Source organism: Microbulbifer litoralis (assembly GCF_023634065.1).
Classification (GTDB): domain Bacteria; phylum Pseudomonadota; class Gammaproteobacteria; order Pseudomonadales; family Cellvibrionaceae; genus Microbulbifer; species Microbulbifer litoralis.
In genome coordinates, this window is record NZ_JALKCV010000013.1 from 148,236 (window position 1) to 169,428 (window position 21,193).

Annotated in this window: 11 protein-coding genes; 5 read left to right on the forward strand and 6 right to left on the reverse strand. The window is 61.6% G+C overall.

Annotation, left to right across the window (positions count from 1 at the left end):
* Positions 1 to 133: 133 nt before the first annotated feature.
* Complete coding sequence (locus MWN76_RS17095; protein ID WP_250463603.1) at positions 134 to 1,573, forward strand: ThuA domain-containing protein; 1,440 nt, start codon at positions 134 to 136, stop codon at positions 1,571 to 1,573.
* Positions 1,574 to 2,081: 508 nt separating this feature from the next.
* Here MWN76_RS17095 and MWN76_RS17100 read toward each other — a convergent pair.
* The 3 genes from MWN76_RS17100 to MWN76_RS17110 all read right to left on the reverse strand — a co-directional run bounded on the left by MWN76_RS17100 (position 2,082) and on the right by MWN76_RS17110 (position 10,238).
* Positions 2,082 to 3,887, reverse strand: a complete 1,806-nt coding sequence (locus MWN76_RS17100) for a PQQ-dependent sugar dehydrogenase (RefSeq protein ID WP_250463606.1) — start codon at positions 3,885 to 3,887, stop codon at positions 2,082 to 2,084.
* 137 nt (positions 3,888 to 4,024) lie between these two features.
* Positions 4,025 to 6,904 (reverse strand): glycosyl hydrolase 115 family protein, encoded by a 2,880-nt coding sequence (locus MWN76_RS17105; RefSeq protein WP_250463608.1) that lies wholly within the window; start codon positions 6,902 to 6,904, stop codon positions 4,025 to 4,027.
* A 145-nt stretch (positions 6,905 to 7,049) separates the two neighbouring features.
* Complete coding sequence (locus MWN76_RS17110) at positions 7,050 to 10,238, reverse strand: endo-1,4-beta-xylanase (protein ID WP_250463610.1); 3,189 nt, start codon at positions 10,236 to 10,238, stop codon at positions 7,050 to 7,052.
* Between the two features lie 480 nt (positions 10,239 to 10,718).
* Between MWN76_RS17110 and MWN76_RS17115 the strand changes: the two genes are divergently transcribed.
* Together MWN76_RS17115 and MWN76_RS17120 are read left to right on the forward strand one after the other, a co-directional pair.
* Positions 10,719 to 13,907 carry a TonB-dependent receptor gene (locus tag MWN76_RS17115; RefSeq protein WP_250463612.1) on the forward strand — a complete coding sequence of 1,063 codons (3,189 nt, stop codon included), beginning with the start codon at positions 10,719 to 10,721 and terminating at the stop codon, positions 13,905 to 13,907.
* A gap of 211 nt (positions 13,908 to 14,118) precedes the next feature.
* Positions 14,119 to 15,636: a tryptophan halogenase family protein gene (locus tag MWN76_RS17120; RefSeq protein WP_250463614.1), complete on the forward strand. Its 1,518-nt coding sequence runs from the start codon at positions 14,119 to 14,121 to the stop codon at positions 15,634 to 15,636.
* Between the two features lie 124 nt (positions 15,637 to 15,760).
* Here the strand turns inward: MWN76_RS17120 and MWN76_RS17125 are convergent, their stop codons facing one another.
* Positions 15,761 to 16,657, reverse strand: a complete 897-nt coding sequence (locus tag MWN76_RS17125; RefSeq protein WP_250463616.1) for a LysR family transcriptional regulator — start codon at positions 16,655 to 16,657, stop codon at positions 15,761 to 15,763.
* Between the two features lie 114 nt (positions 16,658 to 16,771).
* Between MWN76_RS17125 and MWN76_RS17130 the strand changes: the two genes are divergently transcribed.
* Together MWN76_RS17130 and MWN76_RS17135 are read left to right on the forward strand one after the other, a co-directional pair.
* Positions 16,772 to 17,698, forward strand: a complete 927-nt coding sequence (locus MWN76_RS17130; protein WP_250463617.1) for an NmrA/HSCARG family protein — start codon at positions 16,772 to 16,774, stop codon at positions 17,696 to 17,698.
* A 228-nt stretch (positions 17,699 to 17,926) separates the two neighbouring features.
* Positions 17,927 to 18,208: a DUF2798 domain-containing protein gene (locus MWN76_RS17135; RefSeq protein WP_250463619.1), complete on the forward strand. Its 282-nt coding sequence runs from the start codon at positions 17,927 to 17,929 to the stop codon at positions 18,206 to 18,208.
* 99 nt (positions 18,209 to 18,307) lie between these two features.
* Here MWN76_RS17135 and MWN76_RS21050 read toward each other — a convergent pair whose 3' ends face one another.
* Positions 18,308 to 19,774, reverse strand: coding sequence for a glycoside hydrolase family 11 protein (locus tag MWN76_RS21050; RefSeq protein ID WP_284500646.1), 1,467 nt, complete (start codon positions 19,772 to 19,774; stop codon positions 18,308 to 18,310).
* A 453-nt stretch (positions 19,775 to 20,227) separates the two neighbouring features.
* The coding region (manD, locus tag MWN76_RS17150) for a D-mannonate dehydratase ManD (RefSeq protein ID WP_250463621.1) at positions 20,228 to 21,193 on the reverse strand (966 nt) is incomplete at its 5' end.

Genomic DNA, 21,193 nt, shown 5'->3' on the forward strand with positions numbered 1-21,193 from the left:
ACGTCAGGGGGTCTTCCCTTCGCTTTTCTTCAAGCTTGCCCCTATTCCTCCGTGGTACTGATGGTGCTGCCGCCGATTTCCGGCGGTTTTCCGGCAAACGGAAATCAACCACTGATCTCGAGGAAAGGGAAAAATGGCGGGCAATAAACACTATCGACTGGCGGCCCTGCTGGTGGCAATCGCACTGCTGTACTGGGTGCCGGCGCGGGCGGCGGAGCTGCCGCGGGCGCTGCTGATTACCGGCAACGGCGAGAGTCGCCAGCAACACGGCTACCCGGACTGGCAGCACGAGTTTTTCAACCGGGAAATCGCGCAGGCGCTGGACGGTATCGCCGAAGTGGAAGTCAGCGAGGACCTGTCGCTGCTGAACGAGCGCACGCTGGCGGATTACCAGTTGGTGATCAATAACTCGATGTTCCTGACGCCGTCGCAGCGGCAACTGGATGCTTTTTTCGATTTTATCGCCGGGGGCAAATCCTACCTGGCGATGCACTCGGGGCTGGCGAGCTTCCTGAATTCACCGCGCTATTCCGCGCTGATTGGCGGTCGCTTTGTCAACGCCGACAACCATCACGAGTTCGAGGTGTTCACCTTCGACGCCTGGTACGGCTACGACTACAACGACCAGCGACAGCACCCGGTAACCCGGGGCCAGCCCAATTTTCGTATCGAGGACGAACTCTATCTGGTGCAGACCAATACCGATGCAATCGAGGTGATCGCGCGCGCGGAAAATCACCCGGTCCTCTGGTGGCGGCCGTGGCGGAAGGGCCGGGCCATGGCTCTGGCGCTGGGCCACGGTCGCAGCGCGATTGAAAACCCCGGCTACCGCCGGTTGTTGCGCAACAGTGTGCGCTGGCTGCTGGGCTACCCAATTGTGGAACAGGTGGCCGCGGGCGTTTTCCCGCAGGGCATTGGAGAGGTGAATGACTATTTCGACCTGGCGCGGATCAGCCACCTGGCCGGCGGCAACGAAGCGCTGCGTTTTCGCATCGCCGGCAATTCCAACCCGCAACTGGTGCGCGCCGCCATCGACGACGATAACCGCATCGACCTGGAATTTACCGGCGGCAGCGGCTCGGCCAGCCTGAAAGTCGAAGCGCTGAGCCCGCGGGGCCTGGTGGGCGAGACGACCTTCGAGGTATTGCTGCGGCCGCCGGGCAGCGGCAACCTGGCGCGCTACCACGGCGTCTCCGCGGTCAGTTCCTCCAGTGAGGTGCGCAAGTACACCGCCGACCCGGGCTACGTGCGCGACGGCGATGGGGATTCCCGCTGGTCCAGCAACTACGACGATCTGAACTGGATCTACCTGGACCTGGGGGAGACCTACCGCATCGACAGGGTCAGGCTGCTGTGGGAGGGCGCCTTCGGTCGCGACTACGATATCCAGGTTTCCGACAACGAGCGCGACTGGTCGACGGTGTACCGCCAGCCGAATAGCGACGGCGGTATCGACGAGATAGAACTGGATCCGGTCAGTGCCCGCTATGTGCGCCTGCTGGCCCGCGAGCGCGCGACCCGCTGGGGGTATTCGTTGTACGAGTTCGAGGTCTATGGCGGATTGCCGGATTAAAAAATGGTTGGTGCGAAAATTCGTGTAGGGTGCACCGTGCGCGCCGGCCCGACTATTGTCGGGAAAGAATATCCAGACCAGAAACGAAGGTCCTGCTGCCGGGGACTGTTTGTGAAACGATTATAAAGGATCTCATAATTGTATTGACCGTTATCCAGAATCCTTTTGACAACCGGCAAGCCCTGTGTTTACTCCCTTGAATCGTCATTCCGGACTCGATCCGGGATCCAGGATGACGGGGCCTCTTCGCTGGATCCCGGATCGAGTCCGGGATGACGACTGCGACAGGCGGTTTGGGTCAAAACAATTTTGAGAGAACTAATAACTCGGGGCATCCATGTCCCTCGCCCTTCGGATGCCTACAGCGTTCAAATCGACTATTCTGCCGATTTGTGTCGATGAGATTATTGAGCAAATAGCTCCCGGCAGCAGGGTCGCCCCGATATCTGTTTACGGGATCCAAGGGAGAATAAGCGCAGGTTGGACTGAGCTGCGCGAAGTACAACACTTATCCCCCCACCGGCTCCAGCCGATAGATCCCATCGCCCATCACCAGGTACGGATATCCATCCGGCCCACTGCGCACATCGCGGATGCGGTTGGCGTTGTCCAGCAGTATTTCGTCGTCGGTAACTTTGCCGTTTTCAATTTGCAGCAGGCGCAATTGCTGGCTGGCGAGGCTGCCCACCAGCAACTGGTCACGCCAGGCCGGGAAACGGTCGCCGCGGTAGAAATCGATCGCCGATACGCCAATGGACGGCGTCCAGTGGTGCAGCGGTGACTCCATGCCGTCGCGCTGCGTGTGTTCGGTGATGGTGGTGCCGTCGTAGTTGATACCGTGGGTGGCCAGCGGCCAGCCGTAGTTGCGGCCGGCGTGCAGGCGGTTGATCTCGTCGCCGCCACGGGGACCGTGTTCGGCGGACCAGAGAGCACTGGTGGCGGGCTGCAGTGCCAGCCCCTGGGGATTGCGGTGGCCGTAGCTCCAGACACTGTTGCCGAACGGATTGTCCTCCGGCAGACGGCCGTCTTCGCGCAGGCGGTGGATCTTGCCGCGCGGGTCGCCGGTGTCCTGGGCGCTGTCGCGGTTGCCGCGGTCGCCGACACTGAAAAATACATAGCCGTCGCGCAGCAGCAGGCGCGAGCCGTAGTGGTGCGTGGTATCACTGTGGAAGCGCGCCGGTGCGCGGTAGATCTCCTGCTGGTCTGTCCATTGAAGATCCCGCAGCCGACCGCGCACCACCCGGGTCATGCTGCCGTCCTCTGTCGCGTCGGCGAGTGTCAGGTAGAGCCAGCCGTTTTCCGCGTAATCCGGGTGCGCGGTCACTGCCAGCAGGCCGCCCTGGCCTTTGTAGTGCACCGCGGGAATACCGCGCACCGGGCCGCGGCGCTCGCCGTTCCTGAACAGCCACAGGCGGCCGTCCAGTTGCGTGGCAATCAGTTCGCCGCCGGGCAGGAAGTCCATTGCCCACAGCTCCCCCGGCGCGATGGCAACCCGCTCCGCGCGAAAGCGGTGGCCGCCGCCGGCAATCGTTTTGCCGGTGTAGCCCGGGGTCAGGTAGCCGTCGGTATTGAAACTGAACTGCCGGGTAATGGCGCCGTGCTGTGCCGGGCGGGAGGTGGGCGTAAAGCTGCGCAGATTGAACACGCCGCTGCCATAGACACCTGCGAAGCAGAGCCGGTGCGATCCCTCGAGTCGCCGAGCCAGGCCCACGCGCAGATCGCGGAATGTCTCCCAGCCGCCGGTGACCGGTGTTTCCCTTTCGCCGAGATGAATGATCTCCCCGCTGCTGTCGATCGCCAGTAGCGCGAAGCGGCCGGGGTCCGTGCCGCCGTGGGCGTAGTCCAGTTCCAGGCTGGCGACACCGTCCAGTTCGATGTCGTCGTAGCACAGGCTGTCGCCGGTATTGAAAAATCCCAGGTAGCGCAGCTGCGGATCCGTTTCAGACGTCAGCACCCGGTAGCCGGAAGAGCGCTCCGGATTCAGCGCCAGTGCCGGTACCGCGCGGCGCTGCCCGCTCCCGCCGAGATATTGCGCCAGCGAGCGGATTTCAACGCGATCCAGGCTACCGCCGAAAGCGGGCATGCCGCGCGCGGGGCGGCCGTCGCGAATGATCTTTTCCGCCGCCGCTATTGTCACCGCCGGCGGGGCATTGCCGTGGCAGCCGCTGCAGTGATTCCGGTAAAGGTTCGCGGCGTTTTCGGCCCAGGCCGGTGATACTGTTACCGCCAGTGTCACAATCAACAGTGACCGCACGAGTGGGAAACGCCTGCCGAAAACCCGCTGAAGGATTGTCGGGGTTCTAGAGATGTTCATGGCTTCAGTCCGTCGGTTGCTCCATGTCGCGACAGACTAGAAGGGGCCCGGGCGGGAAGCTTGAATAAAACCGAACAGAAACCGGGCTTCGTGAACCCGTGCCGTAGGAGCCTGCCCACAGACAGGCTCCTAAAGAGCTATCGCGCGATATACCGGCTCTGCGGCGGACCCAGGTAGCTGTGTTGCAGGCCTCCGGTATCGATAACCAGTTTCTGCAGCGTTACACCCGGGTCCAGTGCGTAGATGCGCAGCCGGTGCCGGCCCGCCTTTTCTATCGTGTGACGGCTGCTGCTGCGGCGCACGCCGTTGCGCACGGCTTCGGCCCAGGCGGCTTTGGACTGGTTGCGCAGGATATCGATCACCTGCGGCTCGCCGCCGTCGATGGACACCGCGTAGCGCAGGCCGCGGCCCGGGGCGAAATCCAGGCTGGGGGCGAAGAGGCCGTCGATGCGGATATTGCCGCTGCTGAACAGGTAGAGGTCGTACTCCACCCAGGGCGCGTCGGTGACTTTGTCGTAGCTGCGATCAGTGACCGGAAATACCGAGATCGACGACGCCGTTCGCCCGTGTAGTTCGATTTCCTCCCAGCGGTTGCCGTGCGCATCGCCTTTGCGGTTGAAGTTGGCCGCCTCGATGGCGATGTGGCCGCTGGCCTCGACAAAGCCGCGCACATGTTTCCGTGTGCGCACATCCGGCTGAAAAGTTTTCACTGTGATCGAGGCGCCGCCCCAGCCGGTGCCCTCTATCTGTATCCTGCCGCTGCTGTGGCCCACCGGCGCCTTGTCCCAGTCGATGGAAACCCGCAGGCGCTTGCCGACTTTCACCGCGCCCTCGGTTTTGCTGACCCGGATCCAGTCGGCACTGGGCGTCGCGGTAAAATCGAAGGGCGCAGTGCCGCGGTTGAAGACGTCGATGTAATGATTTTCCGGCCCGTAGGGGCTGAACGGCGGCAGTGCCAGTGCGCCGCTGGCCGGCCAGTAGTCGGCGCTGCCCTCGACGGCCACGCCCATATCCGCCGCGTCGTGCGGACGGTAGTCGTAGGTGACCGGCATGGTATTGCGCGGCGGGTTGTTCCAGTGGGTATAGCCGATATGGGTCTGGTCCATAAAGTGATTCCACTTGCCGCCGTTGATGCGGTGGTAGCGCTTCGCCAGTGCGGCGTCGGCCTCGAACAGCGCTTTGGCGTGTTTGGCATAGTCGCCGGCACTGGCGCGACCCTGCCGGGCGTAGAGGCGATTCTTGGCCGTGGCATTGTAGAGTTCGCTGATGATCTGTGTCGCCCTGACCGGGTGCTGCACCAGTTGGAAAAATGCGTCCCGGTATTCTTCATCCAGCTGCCGGTCAATGCTTTCCGCCTTTTCCACCATCGCCGCCAGCTCCGCGCTGATGCGGTCCGCCTCGCGGTAGTGGAGCTGGCTGTAGGTGTCGGGCGCCATCAGTTCCGGTTTGCGGCGGCCGTTGTGGCGGCTGTAACCGGTGACCAGTTCCCCGATTTCCGCGGCGTGCTCGGTGCCGAATTCCCGCGCGGCCCAGAGTTGACCGAATTCCTCCAGCCGCTCTTTCGGCCAGTCGGCGGGGTCCCAGGCCAGGCGCAGGAAAAACTCCGTGGGAAATTCCTGCGGCTTCAGGTCGCCGACATTGACCAGCCAGATGCGGCGCGCGTCATACTGGTAGGCCAGGTTCATCTGTTCCCAGACCTTGGCGATGGGAGTGACATTGATCCAGCGATAGGAGCGCGGCCCGCCCACATAGTCGAAGTGATAGTAGACCCCGGCGCCGCCGCTGCGGTCGCGCTCCTCCGCGGTGGGCAGGCGGCGGAGATTGCCCCAGTTGTCGTCGGACCACAGCAGTGTCACGTCGTCCGGGACGCGCATGCCATTCTCGTAGTAGCCCTGCACCTCCTTGTACAGCGCCCAGACCTGCGGCACCTCGCTGATGTCCCGATCGTCGAAGACGTCTTTCAATATCTCGCGCTGGTCGCGGACGATGGTTTCGAGCAGCCTGATATTCTGCTCTTCGCTCATGGGCGTATCTTGCTGGCCGCGCATGCCGAGGGTGTAGATACTGTCGTAGGGTTTGTTGCGGCGCGCGCCCTGTTGCCAGAATTGATACAGGTTTTGCGGGTTGGAGGCGTAGTCCCAGTCGCCCGTGCCGTGGCGGTTCCATTCCTTGTCGGCGCGCATCATCGGCTCGTGGTGGGAGGTGCCCATGACGATGCCGTACTGGTGGGCGCGCACCATATTCAGTGGATCGTCGTCGTTGAAGGCGTTGTTCCACATGGCCGGCCATAAATAGTTGGCCTTGAGGCGCATCAGCAGTTCGAACACGTGTTGGTAGAATTCGTGGTTGTAGTCGCCGAACTTCTCCTGCACCCAGCCGGTCAGTGCCGGCGCCTCGTCATTGAGGAAAATCCCGCGATACCTGACCTGCGGCCGGTCGACGATGCGGGTATCCGCCTTGATAAACAGGTTTTCGGATTTTTTTACCGGCACATCGGCCCACCAGTACCAGGGCGAGACGCCGATCTGCTCGCTGATGGTGTAGAGGCCGTAGGCGGCGCCGCGGCGATCGCTGCCGGCAATGACCAGCGCCTGCTCGACGCCGTCGAACGGATTGCTGAGCGCCCGGATCAGGTAGCCTTCCCACTGGCCTTCGATTTCGCCGATATTGATTTTTTTCTCCGCAACCAGCCGGTCGATCAAGGGGCTTTTTCCGATTTCACCGACGATGATCGCCTGTGTGCCGAGTCGCCGCGGGTCGGAGACCAGCGCCGGCCGTTCGCCCGTCACCCGCTCGATATCCCGCTGCAGGTGGCCGAGGGCCAGGGCGATGGCGGTGTCCGCGTTGGTATCGCGGTAGAGGGTGGCGGTGTTGGCACCCTCTACAATGCGTACGGCGTTTTTGCCGGGGCTGTCGCTGACGAAGGACGGATCGCCCAGCGCCGCGGCGCGTCCGGCCAGCAGCAGGGCGGCCAGGAGAAGCAGCAGGCGGGGCAGCAGGTTGGGACTGAGTTTCATAATTCGATACTTCTGGTTAAAATTTCGCAGGGTGCGTTGTACGTATTATTGGAAGTGGTGGCCTGGAAAAAGGGCGCCTGTCGGCGCCCCGGGATTACCACACTGGATATGTTTCCGTTTTACTGCGCGATCACCGAAACCTCGTCTATATAGACGTCCACACCGGCAGGCGTGTTTTCGAAATAGAGCTGTACCTCGGTAATATCGCAGACCGGAATTTCCAGCGGCAGGTCGGAGAGTTCGGTCCAGGTCTCCGCTGCCACCGCCTCGTTGTTGTGCAGCCACTGGTAGTCATCGCTCTCGCCGTCGCATTTGACCAGACCGACGAGGCGTACGGGGGTGTCTCCGGTGCCGTTGTGCCACACCCGCGCGGTGACCGAGTAGCTGGGGCTGTGACTGCGTCCGTCAGCATGTAGGCGGCGTAGGCGCCGCTGTCGCCAAAGCCGTTGGCCTTGAGGCTGTGGTTGCCTGCACTGGCCTGCTCGGTGGATCGCGCCACTTCACCGCCGGCCCATCCCGCGCCCCAGCCGTCGGCATTGTCTTCAAAACCGCCGTTGGGGATCAGGTTGTCGGGTTCCGGTTCAGGCTCCGGTTCAGGCTCGCCGTCGGCGGACAGGACCGATAGGTCGTCGATATAGAGGGTCTCCACGTCGAGCGGTGTTCCCTCGAAGTAGAGACGTGCCTCACTGGCATCGCAGCCCGCCGGTATCTCCAGTACACCTTCGAGCCTGACCCACTGGTTGGCCGGCAGGGGATCCTCGGTGTCGCCATCAAAGATACGCGGGTATTGCTCGCCATCGGTACAGGCCAGCTTGGCCGACAGGGTCACCGCTTCGGCGTCCGCGCCGGTGTGGAATACCCAGGCACTGACCGGGTACTGCTGGCCGTTTTCCACTTTGCCGGTCAGGTTGTAGGAGGGATTGGAATTCTCCTGGCGGTTGGAGACTTTCAGGCTGCCGGTTCCCGACTGGAAGCGTTCGGAGGTCAGCCCGAGTACAGTGCCGTCCGTGTACCAGGCGCTCCAGTTGCCATCCAGCGAATCGCCTTCAAAACCGCCGTCGTTTACCAGGTTGTCGTCTTCCTCGGGCTCCGGTGCAGAGATGCCCCAGCCCAGAACCTCCACGTCGTCATAGTAGAGTGTTTCCACGTCGAGCGGCGTATTCTCGAAATAGATACGCACTTCGTTGATAACGCCGCAGTCTGCGGGGATTTCCAGTTCTCCGGAGAGTTGCGTCCATTCATTCGCGGTTACTTCGCTGTTGGCATCGATACCGTGGTAAGTGGATTCCTCGTCCGGAACATCATTGCAGCGCAGCTTGTAGGAGAGCGTGACCGGGGCCACATCGGGGCCTGAGTGCGTAACCCGGGCGCTTACCGGATAAGTCACGCCAGTTTCTACTTTACCGGTCAGGTCGTAAGAGGCGCGATTGGCACCGGTGTTGGTGCGGCCGGACAGGCTCAGGCCCTGGCTGCCGGAATTCGCCATGTCGGTGAGCGCGAGTTCGCCAGTATCGGTGTACCAGATGCTCCAGCCGGAGTCGATGGTGTCACCCTCGAAGCCGCCGTCTTCCACCAGGTTTACTTGTGTCACTGCCGAAGGCAAGAAGCGCAGCCAGTCGATATTGCCCACGTTGGCCACGTCCATAAAGCGCAGGTAGACATCGTGCCCGTCGTCCATCGGCGCCCAGTCGATATCGACAGTACTGAAGGTGTTCCAGCCGCCGGTGGGGGGCAGGGGAACGCTGGCGACTTCGCTGCAGCTGTTGATGTTGTCGCAGTCCAGGCGCACGGAGATTCTGCCGGTCGTGTCCCCGCCCTTGGCGTAGCGCACCTTGAGGCCGTCCCAGCCCTGCCGGAATTCCACGCCCTGGAATGCGATCCAGTCTCCGACGTCGACGTTGGAGATGATGTTGCCGGAAGCCAGCAGGCCCTCGCCCCGATCGAACAGTTCCGCTTCCAGTGTCACACCGGATTCGTCGCCGGCCCAGCCGGCGGGCGTATATTCCGGCACCAGGTGGTCGCAGGCGGGTGCTTGCGGTGACGTCGCGTCCTGCTCGCTGTCGGCGAATTCCTGCAGGTAGCAGTTCAGCCACGCCAGCGCCGGGCGCTCGGTGTCGTCGCTGTTCAGCAACCAGGCGTTTTCGCGCCACGTGGCGCCCTCGCGGTAGCCCCAGTGGGTGACGCCGGCGACCGCCGGGTGGTTCCAGAAAATACTGAACAGCTGGCGCAGCTTGTTGGCCTGGCGGGCGTCGTCGGCGTAGTTGACGTCCAGTTCCGAGATGTAGATCGGCAGGCCGGCGGAGGCCAGCAGGTCCAGGTTCCGCTGCACTTCGCTGCCGGACACCTGCTCCAGGAAGTGCGCCTGTACGCCGATGCCGTCGAGGAGGTCGAGATCCCGCAGCAGTTTCACCACCATCAGGTAATCTTCGCTGTTTTCCTCCAGGTTCAGGATGTTGTAGTCGTTGAGGATCAGCTTTGAATCGGGGAAGTGTTCGCGGGCCAGTTCGAAGGCAGTGATCAGCCAGTCCCAGCCGGTTTCGCCGTCGCCGCCGAGCGCCTCTTTGTAGGCGGGCGGTGCGTGCAGGGGCTCGTTGACCACATCGATCATGTCCAGCGGCATGCCCTCGTCGGGGGCATAGCGCTCCCTGACCGCGACCAGCCACTCCCCGATTTCCGCGCGCTGTTCTTCCACGCTGAGGTCCGCCAGCCAGCCCGGCTGCTGCTGGCCCCAGAACAGTGTGTGGTGCTTGTAGCGGAGGTTGTGGTTCTTGGCGAAGTCGTGGGCGGTGTCCAGGCCCGTCCAGTCCATATGGTCGCGGGTGGCCTCGACACTGCCCCACTTGCCGGCGTTGCCCGGGGTCACCTGGTCGAAATAGGTGAGCAGATCCAGGTAGTCGTCATCGTTCTCGGTGGCGGTGCCGAAGAACCTGTCCTGCTGCGGCCACACGGTGACGGTCACCGGGTCCGCCTCGCTGGTGGCGCCGCCGTCGTCGCCGACGCGCAGCTCGAATTCCAGTCTTGTCGCCTCTTCGGTCTGCGGGGCGGTGAAGGTGGCGGTGCCGTCGCCGCCGGCATCCAGCGTTACCGAGGGGCCGCTGACCTGGCTCCAGTTGTAGCCGGTGACGGTGCCGTCGCTATCGCTGCCGCTGCCGTTCAGAGTCACGGATTGGCCGGCGCTGGCGATTTTGTCCGCGCCGGCCTCGGCGATGGGCGCCGCGTTGTTATCTGTTGGCGCGGTGGTGTCCGGGCCCTCGGTATCCTTGTTGGTACAGCCGGCCGATGCCACGGCGAGGCTCAGCATCGCGATCCTGAACAGGTCTTTTCTCATGGTCATACCCTTCCCGTTTGCCCGTTGTTGCGGGTTCTGTTGTTGTGGATAACCCTGTATTCGCGGGCGGTGCCGTTGCGCACAACGGCGGCCACCCGCGGGGAGTCGACGCGGAGGGCGGGCACACTGGTGGTATCGGTCGAGTGTGTCATCGCTGGAATCGCGCAAGTCCGACTTACTTATTCTTTTCGTGGCGCAACGGCGCCCGGCTTGCTGCTCGCGGTCCCGGGACTGCGCCCCGGAGCCGATTGCGTTAACGCTAACATCAGGTGTAAACGTTTACAATATTGCTTGTCAAGTGGCATTCCGTTTGCGCGAAAGGGCTTGACAGGGCGAGGCAAGCTGTTTGATTCTTTTAATTGTTAGCGGTACCAATAAGAGAAACAAGCCGACGCCGGCATAACAATAACGAACCGCGGTAGTTCCGTCGGGCCCCGCCAGCCGGGCCCGTGAGCATACGGCGGAAAAGCGAGATGGGAGCAACCCATGTTCAAGAAGAACAAACTCTCCGAGGTGATCATCACCCTGGCCGCTACCACAATCGGCGCCCAGCAGGCCTTTGCCCAGGACAGCGAGGACACGGAATCCCAGGGCCCGGCGGCCATGGAGGAAGTGATCGTCAGTGGCGTGCGCTACAACCTGCAGAGTGCCCAGGAGACCAAGCGCAACGCGGATACCTTTGTCGATTCGATCTCCTCGGAGGATATGGGCTCACTGCCGGACCGCAGTGTGCTGGAGGCCATGCAGCGCATGCCCGGGGTTTCCATCGAGCGCTTTGCCGGCTCGGACGATCCGGACCACTTCAGTGTGGAGGGCTCCGGCGCCATTATCCGCGGCATGACCGCGACCCGCTCCGAATTCAATGGCCGCGATTCCTTCACCGCCAATTCCGGTCGCGGCCTGTCGTTCCAGGATGTCCCGCCGGAACTGATGGGCGGGGTGGATATCTACAAGAACCAGTCGGCGGACATGATCGAGGGTGGTATCGGCGGCACCGTCAGCCTGCGCACCCGCAAGCCGTTCGACAGTCCGGAACAGACCTTTTCGGTTTCCAGCGATTATTCCCTGGGCGACCTGGACGAGGAGGGGACACCGACGCTGTCCGCACTCTACAGCGACCGCTGGATGACCGGTGCAGGGGAGTTCGGCCTGCTGCTAAACGTCGCCCATTCGGAACTGAAGGGCACATCCCACGGCATCCAGTCGGATACCTACCTGGAATACGACGCCGCCGGTCTGCCCGGCGCCGAGGGTTTCGACACCGTCTGGGTACCCAATGCCTCCAACTTTTTCAAGAAACACGACGATCGCACCCGCAAGGGCTATGCGGCCGCTTTCCAGTGGGCGGACCCGGACGAAACCCTGCTCGCCACGGCACAGTTCATGCGCTCGGACGCGCGCCTTTCGTGGGTTGAGAACGCGGTCAAGTACCAGGGCGATTCCTACGACGGCGCGCGCAATGTCGGCGCCCTGGACGGCACCGAGTTTTCATTCAATGACGACGGTGTTTTCGAGCAGGGCGCCTTGGTCACAGAGGACGGTTGGCGCGGCGGTTACGCGCCGGACGACGGCCAGTTCGGCACCAAATTCCAGACCGATACCCGCTACAAGGACACCCACACGGTGGTGGACGATTTCGCCCTGAACCTGAAGGTGACGCCCAACGACAACTGGGAATACAACTTCGACCTGCAGTATATCCAGGCGGAAACGGCCGACGACGACCTGCAGGTGGCGCTCGGCCAGTGGATGGCGCAGGACTATGACGCCAGCGGCGAGACACCGGAACTGGTGCTGCAGAATCCCTACGCGCCCTACGACGGCAGCGACGATCCCAATTGGTTCAAGAACCCGGACAACTACTGGTGGCGCTCGGCCATGGACCACTACGAGCGCTCCGAGGGTGAATCCATCGCCGGGCGGTTCGATGGCACCTACCACTTCAGCGAGGAGCCTCTGGGACTCGTGCGGGCGGCAAAATTCGGTGCGCGTCTGGCCGAGCGTGAGCAGACGGTGCGCAGTACTTCCTATAACTGGGGTGCCATCGGCGCCGAGTGGAACGAGGCCATCTACCTGACCGACGGGCGCGTCGCGGACCAGGGTTACGAGTATGTGAGCTTCAGCGATTTTCACCGCGGCGGTGTGCTCAGCGTGCCCGGTGGCGGCTTCCTGTTCCCCGACGCGGATTTTGTGAAAGCAGTGGCCAAGGGCCAGCGGGAAATCTATATCTCTTCGCTGGGGGAACCCTGGGAGCCCTATCCGTCCCGCGACGATATCGTCGCCAACGGTATTTTCCAGGCTCCGGAAGTGTATGACACCACCGAGACCAACCGCGCCGCTTACCTGCGCCTGGATTTCGGCTCCGACGAAACAGCGCTGCGTTTTGAGGGCAATGTGGGCCTGCGCTATGTGGAACTGGAGCGGGAGGCACTGGGTTCGATCCAGTACCCGGACCTGCTGGGGCTGCCCTACCCGGATGGCGCGCCGGTGGACCTGGACGACTACGACGCGGTTTACGCCTGGGGTGAACAGGCGGTGGCCGACGGTCGCTATGAAACGGTAAAGGAAGCCATTGCCTACGCCCGCGATCCCAACAACTGGCTTACGGCCTCGGAGAAAGCTTTTGGCAACGACGCCTTTACCGAGGAAGAGGGCTGGAGCAAATACAGCACCGTGCTGCCGAGTTTCAACCTGAAACTGGAATTGAACGATGACCTGCTGACGCGCTTTGCGGTGTCCAAGGCGATTGCACTGCCGGATATGTCGGAAGTGAAAAACCAGGCCGTGCTTGGACTGCGCCAGCTGGGTGTGGTGCGACTGTCGCCGGACGAACTCTCCCCCAATGCACCGGAGCCGTCCGGCGATGGCGAAGACGATATCGGCACCGATATCAAATCCGTGGCGCCGGTGAACTGGACCGGTTCCGGCGGCAACCCCTACCTGTGGCCGATGGAATCCATCCAGTACGACGTGTCCCTGGAGTGGTATTTCGCCGAAGTGGGCTCCTTTACCGGTTCACTGTTCTACAAGGACCTGAGCGACACCTTTATCAAGGGGGCCTTCCCGCGGGATTTCGCCAACCCGGCTACCGGCCAGGTACAGACGGTGGATTTTGAAACCACGGTCAACGGCGGCGACGGCTTTATGCAGGGCGTGGAGCTGGCCTACCAGCAGTTCTACGATATGCTGCCGGCGCCTTTTGACGGCCTGGGACTGCAGTTGAATTACACCTGGATCGACTCCGGCCTGAAGAACACCGCGCAGTCGCAGTTGGCGGCGCCGGTGACCGGGGAAGAGGAGGAAGAGCGCTACCCGTTACCGGATATCACCCAACTGCCGCTACGGGGCGTGTCGGAACATACCTACAATATCGTCGGCATGTACGAGAAGGGCCCCTGGGCGGCGCGCCTGGCCTATAACTGGCGCTCCAAGTACCTGCTGACCACCCGCGACGAAATCAGCAAATACCCGATCTTCAACGACGACGCCGGCTACCTGGACGGCTCCCTGTTCTACCATTTTGACAACGGCGTGACCGTCGGCCTGCAGGCCACCAACCTGCTGGATACCCAGGCCGAGACCCTGATGGTGCTCGATAACGACGGCACTGAGGCGGCGCGCTCCTGGTTTATCCAGGACCGCCGCTACGCGCTGGTCGCCCGCGCCACTTTCTGACCTGGCTACACCGACGTAGTCATCTCTCCGGTTGCGCACTGTTTCGGCAGTGCGCTTTTTTTTGATTTAATGAAGGCTGGATGTCCAACGTTGAGATCCAGATCGAGCAATCATCGATTCGTCATACCGGCGCATGCCGGTATCCAGTGCAGGCCGGGGCGGGTTAGCTCCGACCCTTTACTGGAGTGGCGGTCGATTGTCGGGGTTTGCCATGACTGACAGGAACATAAGAAAAATCCTGATTGCCGGCGGTGGCACCGCCGGCTGGATGACCGCCGCCGCGCTGGCAAAAATATTCAGGGAACGCGGTTGCCGGATCCAACTGGTGGAATCGGAGGAAATAGGCACTGTCGGTGTCGGTGAGGCGACAATTCCGCAGGTACAGCTCTACAATCGGCTGCTGGGCCTGGACGAGGACGACTTCCTGCGACGCACCCGCGGCACCTTCAAACTGGGCATCCAGTTTGTCGACTGGTACCGGAAAGGCAGTTCCTATACCCACGCCTTCGGCGAAGTGGGCAGGGATATGGAGGCGATTCCCTTTTACCACTACTGGCTGAAGGAACATCTGGCCGGACGCGCGGGCGCTATCGGCGATTACACCCTGGCTGCGCTGGCGGCGCAGCAGGGGAAGTTCATGCGCTCGATCGATGCCGGCAACTCGCCGCTGTCGAATATCGTCTACGCCTTCCACTTCGATGCCGCTCTCTACGCCCGCTATCTGCGGGAGTTTGCCGAACAGCGCGGGGTGGTGCGCACCGAGGGCAGAATCCGCCGCACCAATCTCAACCCGCACAATGGCTTTATCGAGTCGGTGGCGCTGGAAAGCGGCGAATCCATCGGGGCGGACCTGTTTATCGACTGCACCGGCTTCCGCGGCCTGTTGGTCGGCGAGGCGCTCGGGGTCGGCTACGAGGACTGGCGCCACTGGCTGCCCTGCGATCGCGCCTGGGCCGTGCCCTGTGAGAGCGCCGGCGATCCCGTCCCCTATACGCGCTCCACCGCGCGGCCGGCCGGCTGGCAGTGGCGCATTCCGTTACAGCACCGCACCGGCAACGGCCACGTTTACAGCAGCCGCTTTATGGATGACGGCGAGGCCCGGGACATGCTGCTGCAGAATCTCGACGGCGCGCCGCTGGCGGAGCCCAAGCTGCTGAAATTTACCACCGGCAAGCGGCGGAAATTCTGGCACAGGAACTGTGTCGCTATCGGCCTGGCCAGCGGCTTTATGGAACCGCTGGAATCCACCAGTATCCACCTGGTGCAATCCGCCATCGCGCGGCTGTTGACACTGTTTCCGAACCGCCATTTCGATGTGGAGGATATCGACGAGTACAACCGCCAGACGCACTTTGAAATGGATCGTATCCGCGATTTCCTGATCCTGCACTACTGCGCCACCGAGCGCGACGATTCGGAGTTCTGGCGTTACTGCCGCACGATGGAATTGCCGGAAACCCTGTTGCAGAAAATCGGCCAGTTCCGGAAAAACGGTCGTATCGTGCGTGTCGACGGCGAGCTGTTCAATGAATTGAGCTGGATGGAGGTGATGGTCGGGCAGGGAATCATACCGCAATCCTATCACCCGCTGGTGGACGTGATGCCGGACGAAATGCTGGCGGCGCGGATGGCGGAGATCAAAAGCGTAATCGACAGGTCCGTGGAGGCGATGCCGGCGCATTCAGAATTTATTGCCAAGCATTGCGCCAGACCTACTGAAGAAGGTTAAGGCTGGAGCTGGAATTGGGGTTTCCGATCCGCTATGCGATCAGGTTGTATACGCTTCTCCGTGCAACCGCGATAGCCAAACCCCGGTAGGTATTTGCATTCCAGCAAGGTGTGGCTCCAAAGCGTTATGCCAATCCGATATCCTGCCAGTGCTCCACAAGATAGTCCTTGAATATTCGGGTTTTCGCCAGCGGCGATCTGCCTGGGGGCCAGATAATATGTACCGGAACCGGCGGGGGCTCGAACGAGGTGAGGATCAATTCGACCTTGCCCTCCTCGACAAGGTCGCGAATCTGCCAGAGCGGAGAAAAACCGATACCCAGCTCGTGTGTTGCGGCGGCGTAGATGGCTTTCATCGTATCCGCGCTGAAGGACCCGGATACCTGTATTGAATAGGGTTTGCCTTCGATCTGGAATGTCCATGTTCCCGGACGCCGGTCAACTGTTCGGAGTATGCACGCGTGATCTTTCAGGTCGGCAGGATGTTGTGGTCGGCCGCAACGTGCGAAATATCCCGGCGCGCCGAATGTCACCCTGCGCAGTTCGCCCAGCCGCTTGGCTTTCAGGTCGGAATCGGGTAGGTGACCGATACGGATCGCGAGGTCGAGCTCCTCCTCCGCGAAATCGACGAATCTGTCCGACAGTTTGAGCTCGACGTCGACCTTTGGATAACGTTTCATAAACTCTGCGACGAGAGGTACCAAGTAGACAGGTGCAAACAGCACGGGTGCCCCGATACGCAACAGTCCCGACGGTTCGAGGCGGTTGTCGGCAGCTTCGAGTCGCGCTTCCGCGATTTCTTCGAGAGCCGGTTTGACTCGGCGGTAGAAGGCGAGCCCCGCCTCGCTGGGTGTCGACCTTCTCGTTGTTCGTTGCACCAGTTCAATACCCAAGCTCTTCTCCAGACTGGCAAGGGAACGGCTCACCGCTTGAACACGGCGATCGAGCCGCCGGGCTGCGGCCGTCAATCCGCCTTGCTCCACCACCGCTATGAATGCTTCGAGGTCTTCCAGGCGTTCCATGTTGATTATCCTGATCTCCGGGAAAGTGATTCTCAATATAAAGGGATTATCACTGATAGCGAATAGATTAGCATCGTCACTGTGCCCCTGAAAGAGAACTACAGGAGACTAGCTATGGGTAACTTCAGTCCTACCATTCTTGTTGTCGGTGCGACCGGGCGCTTCGCCGGCCTGGTGGTCCCCGCGCTGGCCGAGCGCGGGGCCCGGGTAAGAGCTTTGGTGCGCGATCCGGGCAGGGGTGGGATTGTTCGTGAACGTGGTGCCGTTGAAATAGCGATCGGTGATCTGCGGGACAGGGGGAGCCTGGCCGAAGCGATGCGGGGAGTTGACGGTGTGTTTCACATCGGTCCGGCCTTTGAGCCCGATGAGGCGGAGCTGGGGGTCACCCTCGTGGATGTGGCAAGAGCGGCGGGGGTGCGTAAGTTCGTTTTCTCATCCGTGATCCAACCTACAAACAGTCAGTTGCCGAACCATATCAGTAAGATCCCGGTCGAGACGGCACTGTTCACGTCAGGAATGGAATATACGATTCTGCATCCCGCCAATTTTTTCCAGAACATCGGGGCCACCTGGGATTCCGTGGTCAGAGACGGTACTTTTGCCGAGCCTTTCCCCACTACGGTAAGGATTGCCAGAGTTGACTACCGGGATGTTGCGGAGGTGGCTGCTATTGCACTGGTCGAGGATCGCCTGGCCTATGGCACATTCGAACTGTGCGCTTCGGAGCGGCCGAATCGTCGGGAAATCGCCTCTCTCATGAGTGGGGCATTGGGACAGCGGATCGAGGCCGCTGCTCCGGGGTTTGAGGCCTGGGCTGGCAAGGTCCAGTTGCCCTATAGCGGGGAGAAGCTGCGGTTGCTGGCCAACGTTCATGATCACTATGCCGCTTACGGGCTTGGTGGCAATGACTTGACACTGCGCACGATTCTGGAACGTCCACCACGTTCCCTGCGCACTTACATCGAGGAGTTGGCGCAAGGGTTTTCTGGTGGAGAGATCGCGCAGAAATGGGATGTCTCAAGGCATCTTCCTTCCAGTTAGTGATATATGAGTGAAACCTGACAGTGGGGGAATTACCCAGATGGTCAGCCCAAAACGGGAAGGTATGGGGTCGAGTACTGATTCGGAATTCCCTGATGCAAATCTGGTTGAAATATTGTGGTCTTGCTCATTTTCAGACACTTTCCCGTATTCGCATTGTCTGCCAGGCTATCTGCTTTTTATTTCTCTATGCTGTTACATAACGCTTTGTCGTCAAGGACTGTCATCATGTCGAATATTCGAACTTCATTTTTTAGAAAACCCGGAAAGCTTCCGGCTCGCTACAACGCTGCCGTGATGCCTTTGGTGCTGTCGGTTCTTATGTCCTGCATCGTTTCTGGCATTTCAACACTGACCAGTGTCGGTCTCTCCGGCGATTTCCTGGCGGATTGGATGAATGCCTGGCTCATGTCCTGGCTGGTCGCTTTTCCCTGTCTGTTGCTTGTACTCCCGTTGGTACGTCGCATTGTTTCGGCGCTTGTCCAGAAACCCGGAGGGGATGGTCGCTGACAGTGGAAAGTGCCGTAACTCAGGGCTATTCGTGAGCATCGATTTTACGGTGAGGTTATAAAGAACGGGCCGCAATGCGGCCACGCTCCTTTGGTTGGGCTACTGGCTGTCGCCAAAGCCGATCACGCCGTTGCAGTGCATCGTCTCCGAATAGGAGCCACCACCGCATTCGCCGTCGTAGGTGGCGGTGTTGTACTCCATGTTTTCCGCCTGGCGGGTTTCGCCGTTGACGACGATATAGTCGAGAATCACATCCCGGTCGCCGCCGTCGTTGTCGAACTGCACGTTGATATCGCCAGAGGCGCTGCCGGTGTAGGTGTAACTCTGGTCGCTGGTATTCAGCGTCCAGTCGGCCACGGCGCTGCCATTGACCAGCAGGTTGATATGCTCGCCGCCGGCGGTGCCGCGCGCGCGCACGGTGATGGTGGTGTCGCCGGAGCCGCCGCTGCCACTGCCCCCGCTACCGCCACTGCTGCCGCTGCCACCACAGCTGCCACTGAAACAGTCGCCGGTGCCGCCGAAACCGATCACACCGCTGCAGTGCATGGTCTCCGAATAGGAACCGCCGCCGCACTCCCCATTGGCGTAGGTGGCGGTGTTGTATTCCATATCCTCGGCCTGGCGGGTTTCGCCGTTGACGTAGACATAGTCCAGGGTCACGTCGCGGCCGCTGGCGTCGTTGTCGTACTCCACCTGCAGGTCGCCGGCGGCGCTGCCGTAGTAGGTGTAATCCTGCATGCCGGTGCCCAGGTTCCAGTCGGCGACGACGGTGCCACCGACGCGCAGGTTGAGATGCTCCTGGCCGCTGGCGCCCTGGGCGCGCACGACGATTTCCGTGCTGCTGGGGGTGGAACCGCCGCTGCTGCTGCCGCCACTGCCTCCACCGCTGCTGCCGGTGCCACCGACGGTGATATTGGAATTGCCGCTGCTCTGGTAACCCTCGGTCGCCAGCACCATGTAGTCGTGGTTGCCCAGGTTCATGCCGTAGCTGGCCCAGGCGTCGAAGTGGTTGCCGGTGGTGATGGTGCCGCCGGTCCGCTTCTGCTGGCGCACGCTCCAGTACTGGTAGAAGGTGGCGGTGCCGTCGATGGAGGGCTGGTTGACCCGCTGGGTGCGGTAGATATCGTAGGTACCGCCATCGCTGGTCACGGTGCCAAAATAGGTGCCGCTTTCACCGGGCCGGTAGCTGCCCCAGTTTTCGACAATGTAGTACTCCACCAGCGGGTTTCTCGTCCAGCCGTACAGGGCCAGGTAGCCGTTGCCGGATGGATTGAAGGTGCCAGAGTAGTTGACGCTCCTGCGCCCGCCGGGATTCCAGCCCTTGCCGCCGACCCAGTTGCCGGTGTTACTCCAGGAGGAGCTGTAGTTGCCGCCGGAGCCCAGCGTCATGGATACCGTGCCGGGGGCGTCGGTCCAGAACGAATAGAAGTAACCCTGGTGGGTACCCGTGTCGTTCTGGGTCAGCGTCTGGGCACCGGCCGCCGCCGCAAACAGCGCGGCCACCGATGTGATGAATACCGCTACAGTGAGTCTGAGATTATTACCTCTGGTCTGGTTAAAGCGCATGGTTTTTCTCCCATTGTCGCTCTCGCACCAATGCTGCCGGTAGAGGAGGAGTGCTTTCTGATTATGCCCGCCCGTTGCGGACAGGCTTTTTATGTCCGGCCCACTAATTTTTTACTCAAGTTTCGGGGTTCGGATCGGGGCGCCGGGTGGCGTGGCCCTTTGCGGGACACGAGCTAGGCGCCCCCCAGCAAGTACGTCCCTGTAGGCTCTAATCGACATCCCTGTCTCATAAGGTCCCTCAAAGGGCCACGCCACCCGGCTTTGTGCCTGTTTTCAAGGCTTCTCAACTCCGAAACTTGAGTTCTCATTAAAAGGCCGGGCAATCCTTTTAAAATGTAAACGTTTACATTTCTTTTGAAAAAAATAGCGCTATCAGTGGCGTCGGGCGGGGGCCCATACGCCGCCTTGGCGCCGGGCCCGGCTATTCGCCTGCGTGGTCCAGCGCTGCGCCGCTTACCAGTCGTGCATGCTGCCGTCCTGCAGCCGGTTTACCGGCAGGTAGGCGCGCCGGTAGGGGAAGGCCCTGGCCGCCTCCTCGTCGATATCCACACCCAGGCCGGGCTGTTCTCCCGGGTGCAGGTATCCGTCGTTGAAGCTGTAGCCGTGCGGGAATACCGCATCGGTTTCATCGGTGTGCCGCATATATTCCTGGATGCCGAAATTCGGGATCGACAGGCCGAAATGCAGCGCCGCGGCCATGGTGACCGGCGACAGGTCAGTGGCGCCGTGGCAGCCGGTGCGCACCTTGTACAGGTCGGCGAGGCTGGCGATGCGGCGCATCTGGGTGATGCCGCCAGCGTGCAGTACCGTCGCGCGGATATAGTCGATCAATTGCTCTTCGATCAGCTGCTTGCAGTCCCAGATACTGTTGAACACCTCGCCCACGGCCAGCGGTGTGGTGCTGTGCTGGCGGATCAGTCGGAAGTTTTCCTGGTTTTCCGCCGGCACCGCATCCTCGAGCCAGAACAGGCGGTAGGGTTCCAGGTCTTTTGCCAGTCGCGCCGCCTCGATTGGCGTCATGCGGTGGTGGGCGTCGTGCAGCAGGTGCACGTCCCAACCGAGCTGTTCCCGCGCCGCGGCGAAGAGTTCCGGCGCGCTGCGCAGGTATTTTTCCGTCGACCAGAGGTTTTCCGTGGGCAGGTCCGCGTCCGCGGGCTCGTAGAAATTCTTGTCCCTGGAGACGCCGTAGGTGGATTTCAGCCCGGGTACGCCGCTCTGCAGGCGCACGGCGCGATAGTCCATCTCGACATAGCGCCGGGCCTCCTGCACCGTTTCCTCGATGGTCTCGCCGTTGGCGTGGCCGTAGACCATGCAGCCCTCGCGACAGGCGCCGCCGAGCAGTTGGTAGAGCGGCAGCCCCGCCACCTTGGCCACGATATCCCACAGCGCCATATCCACGGCGGCGATGGCGCTCATGGT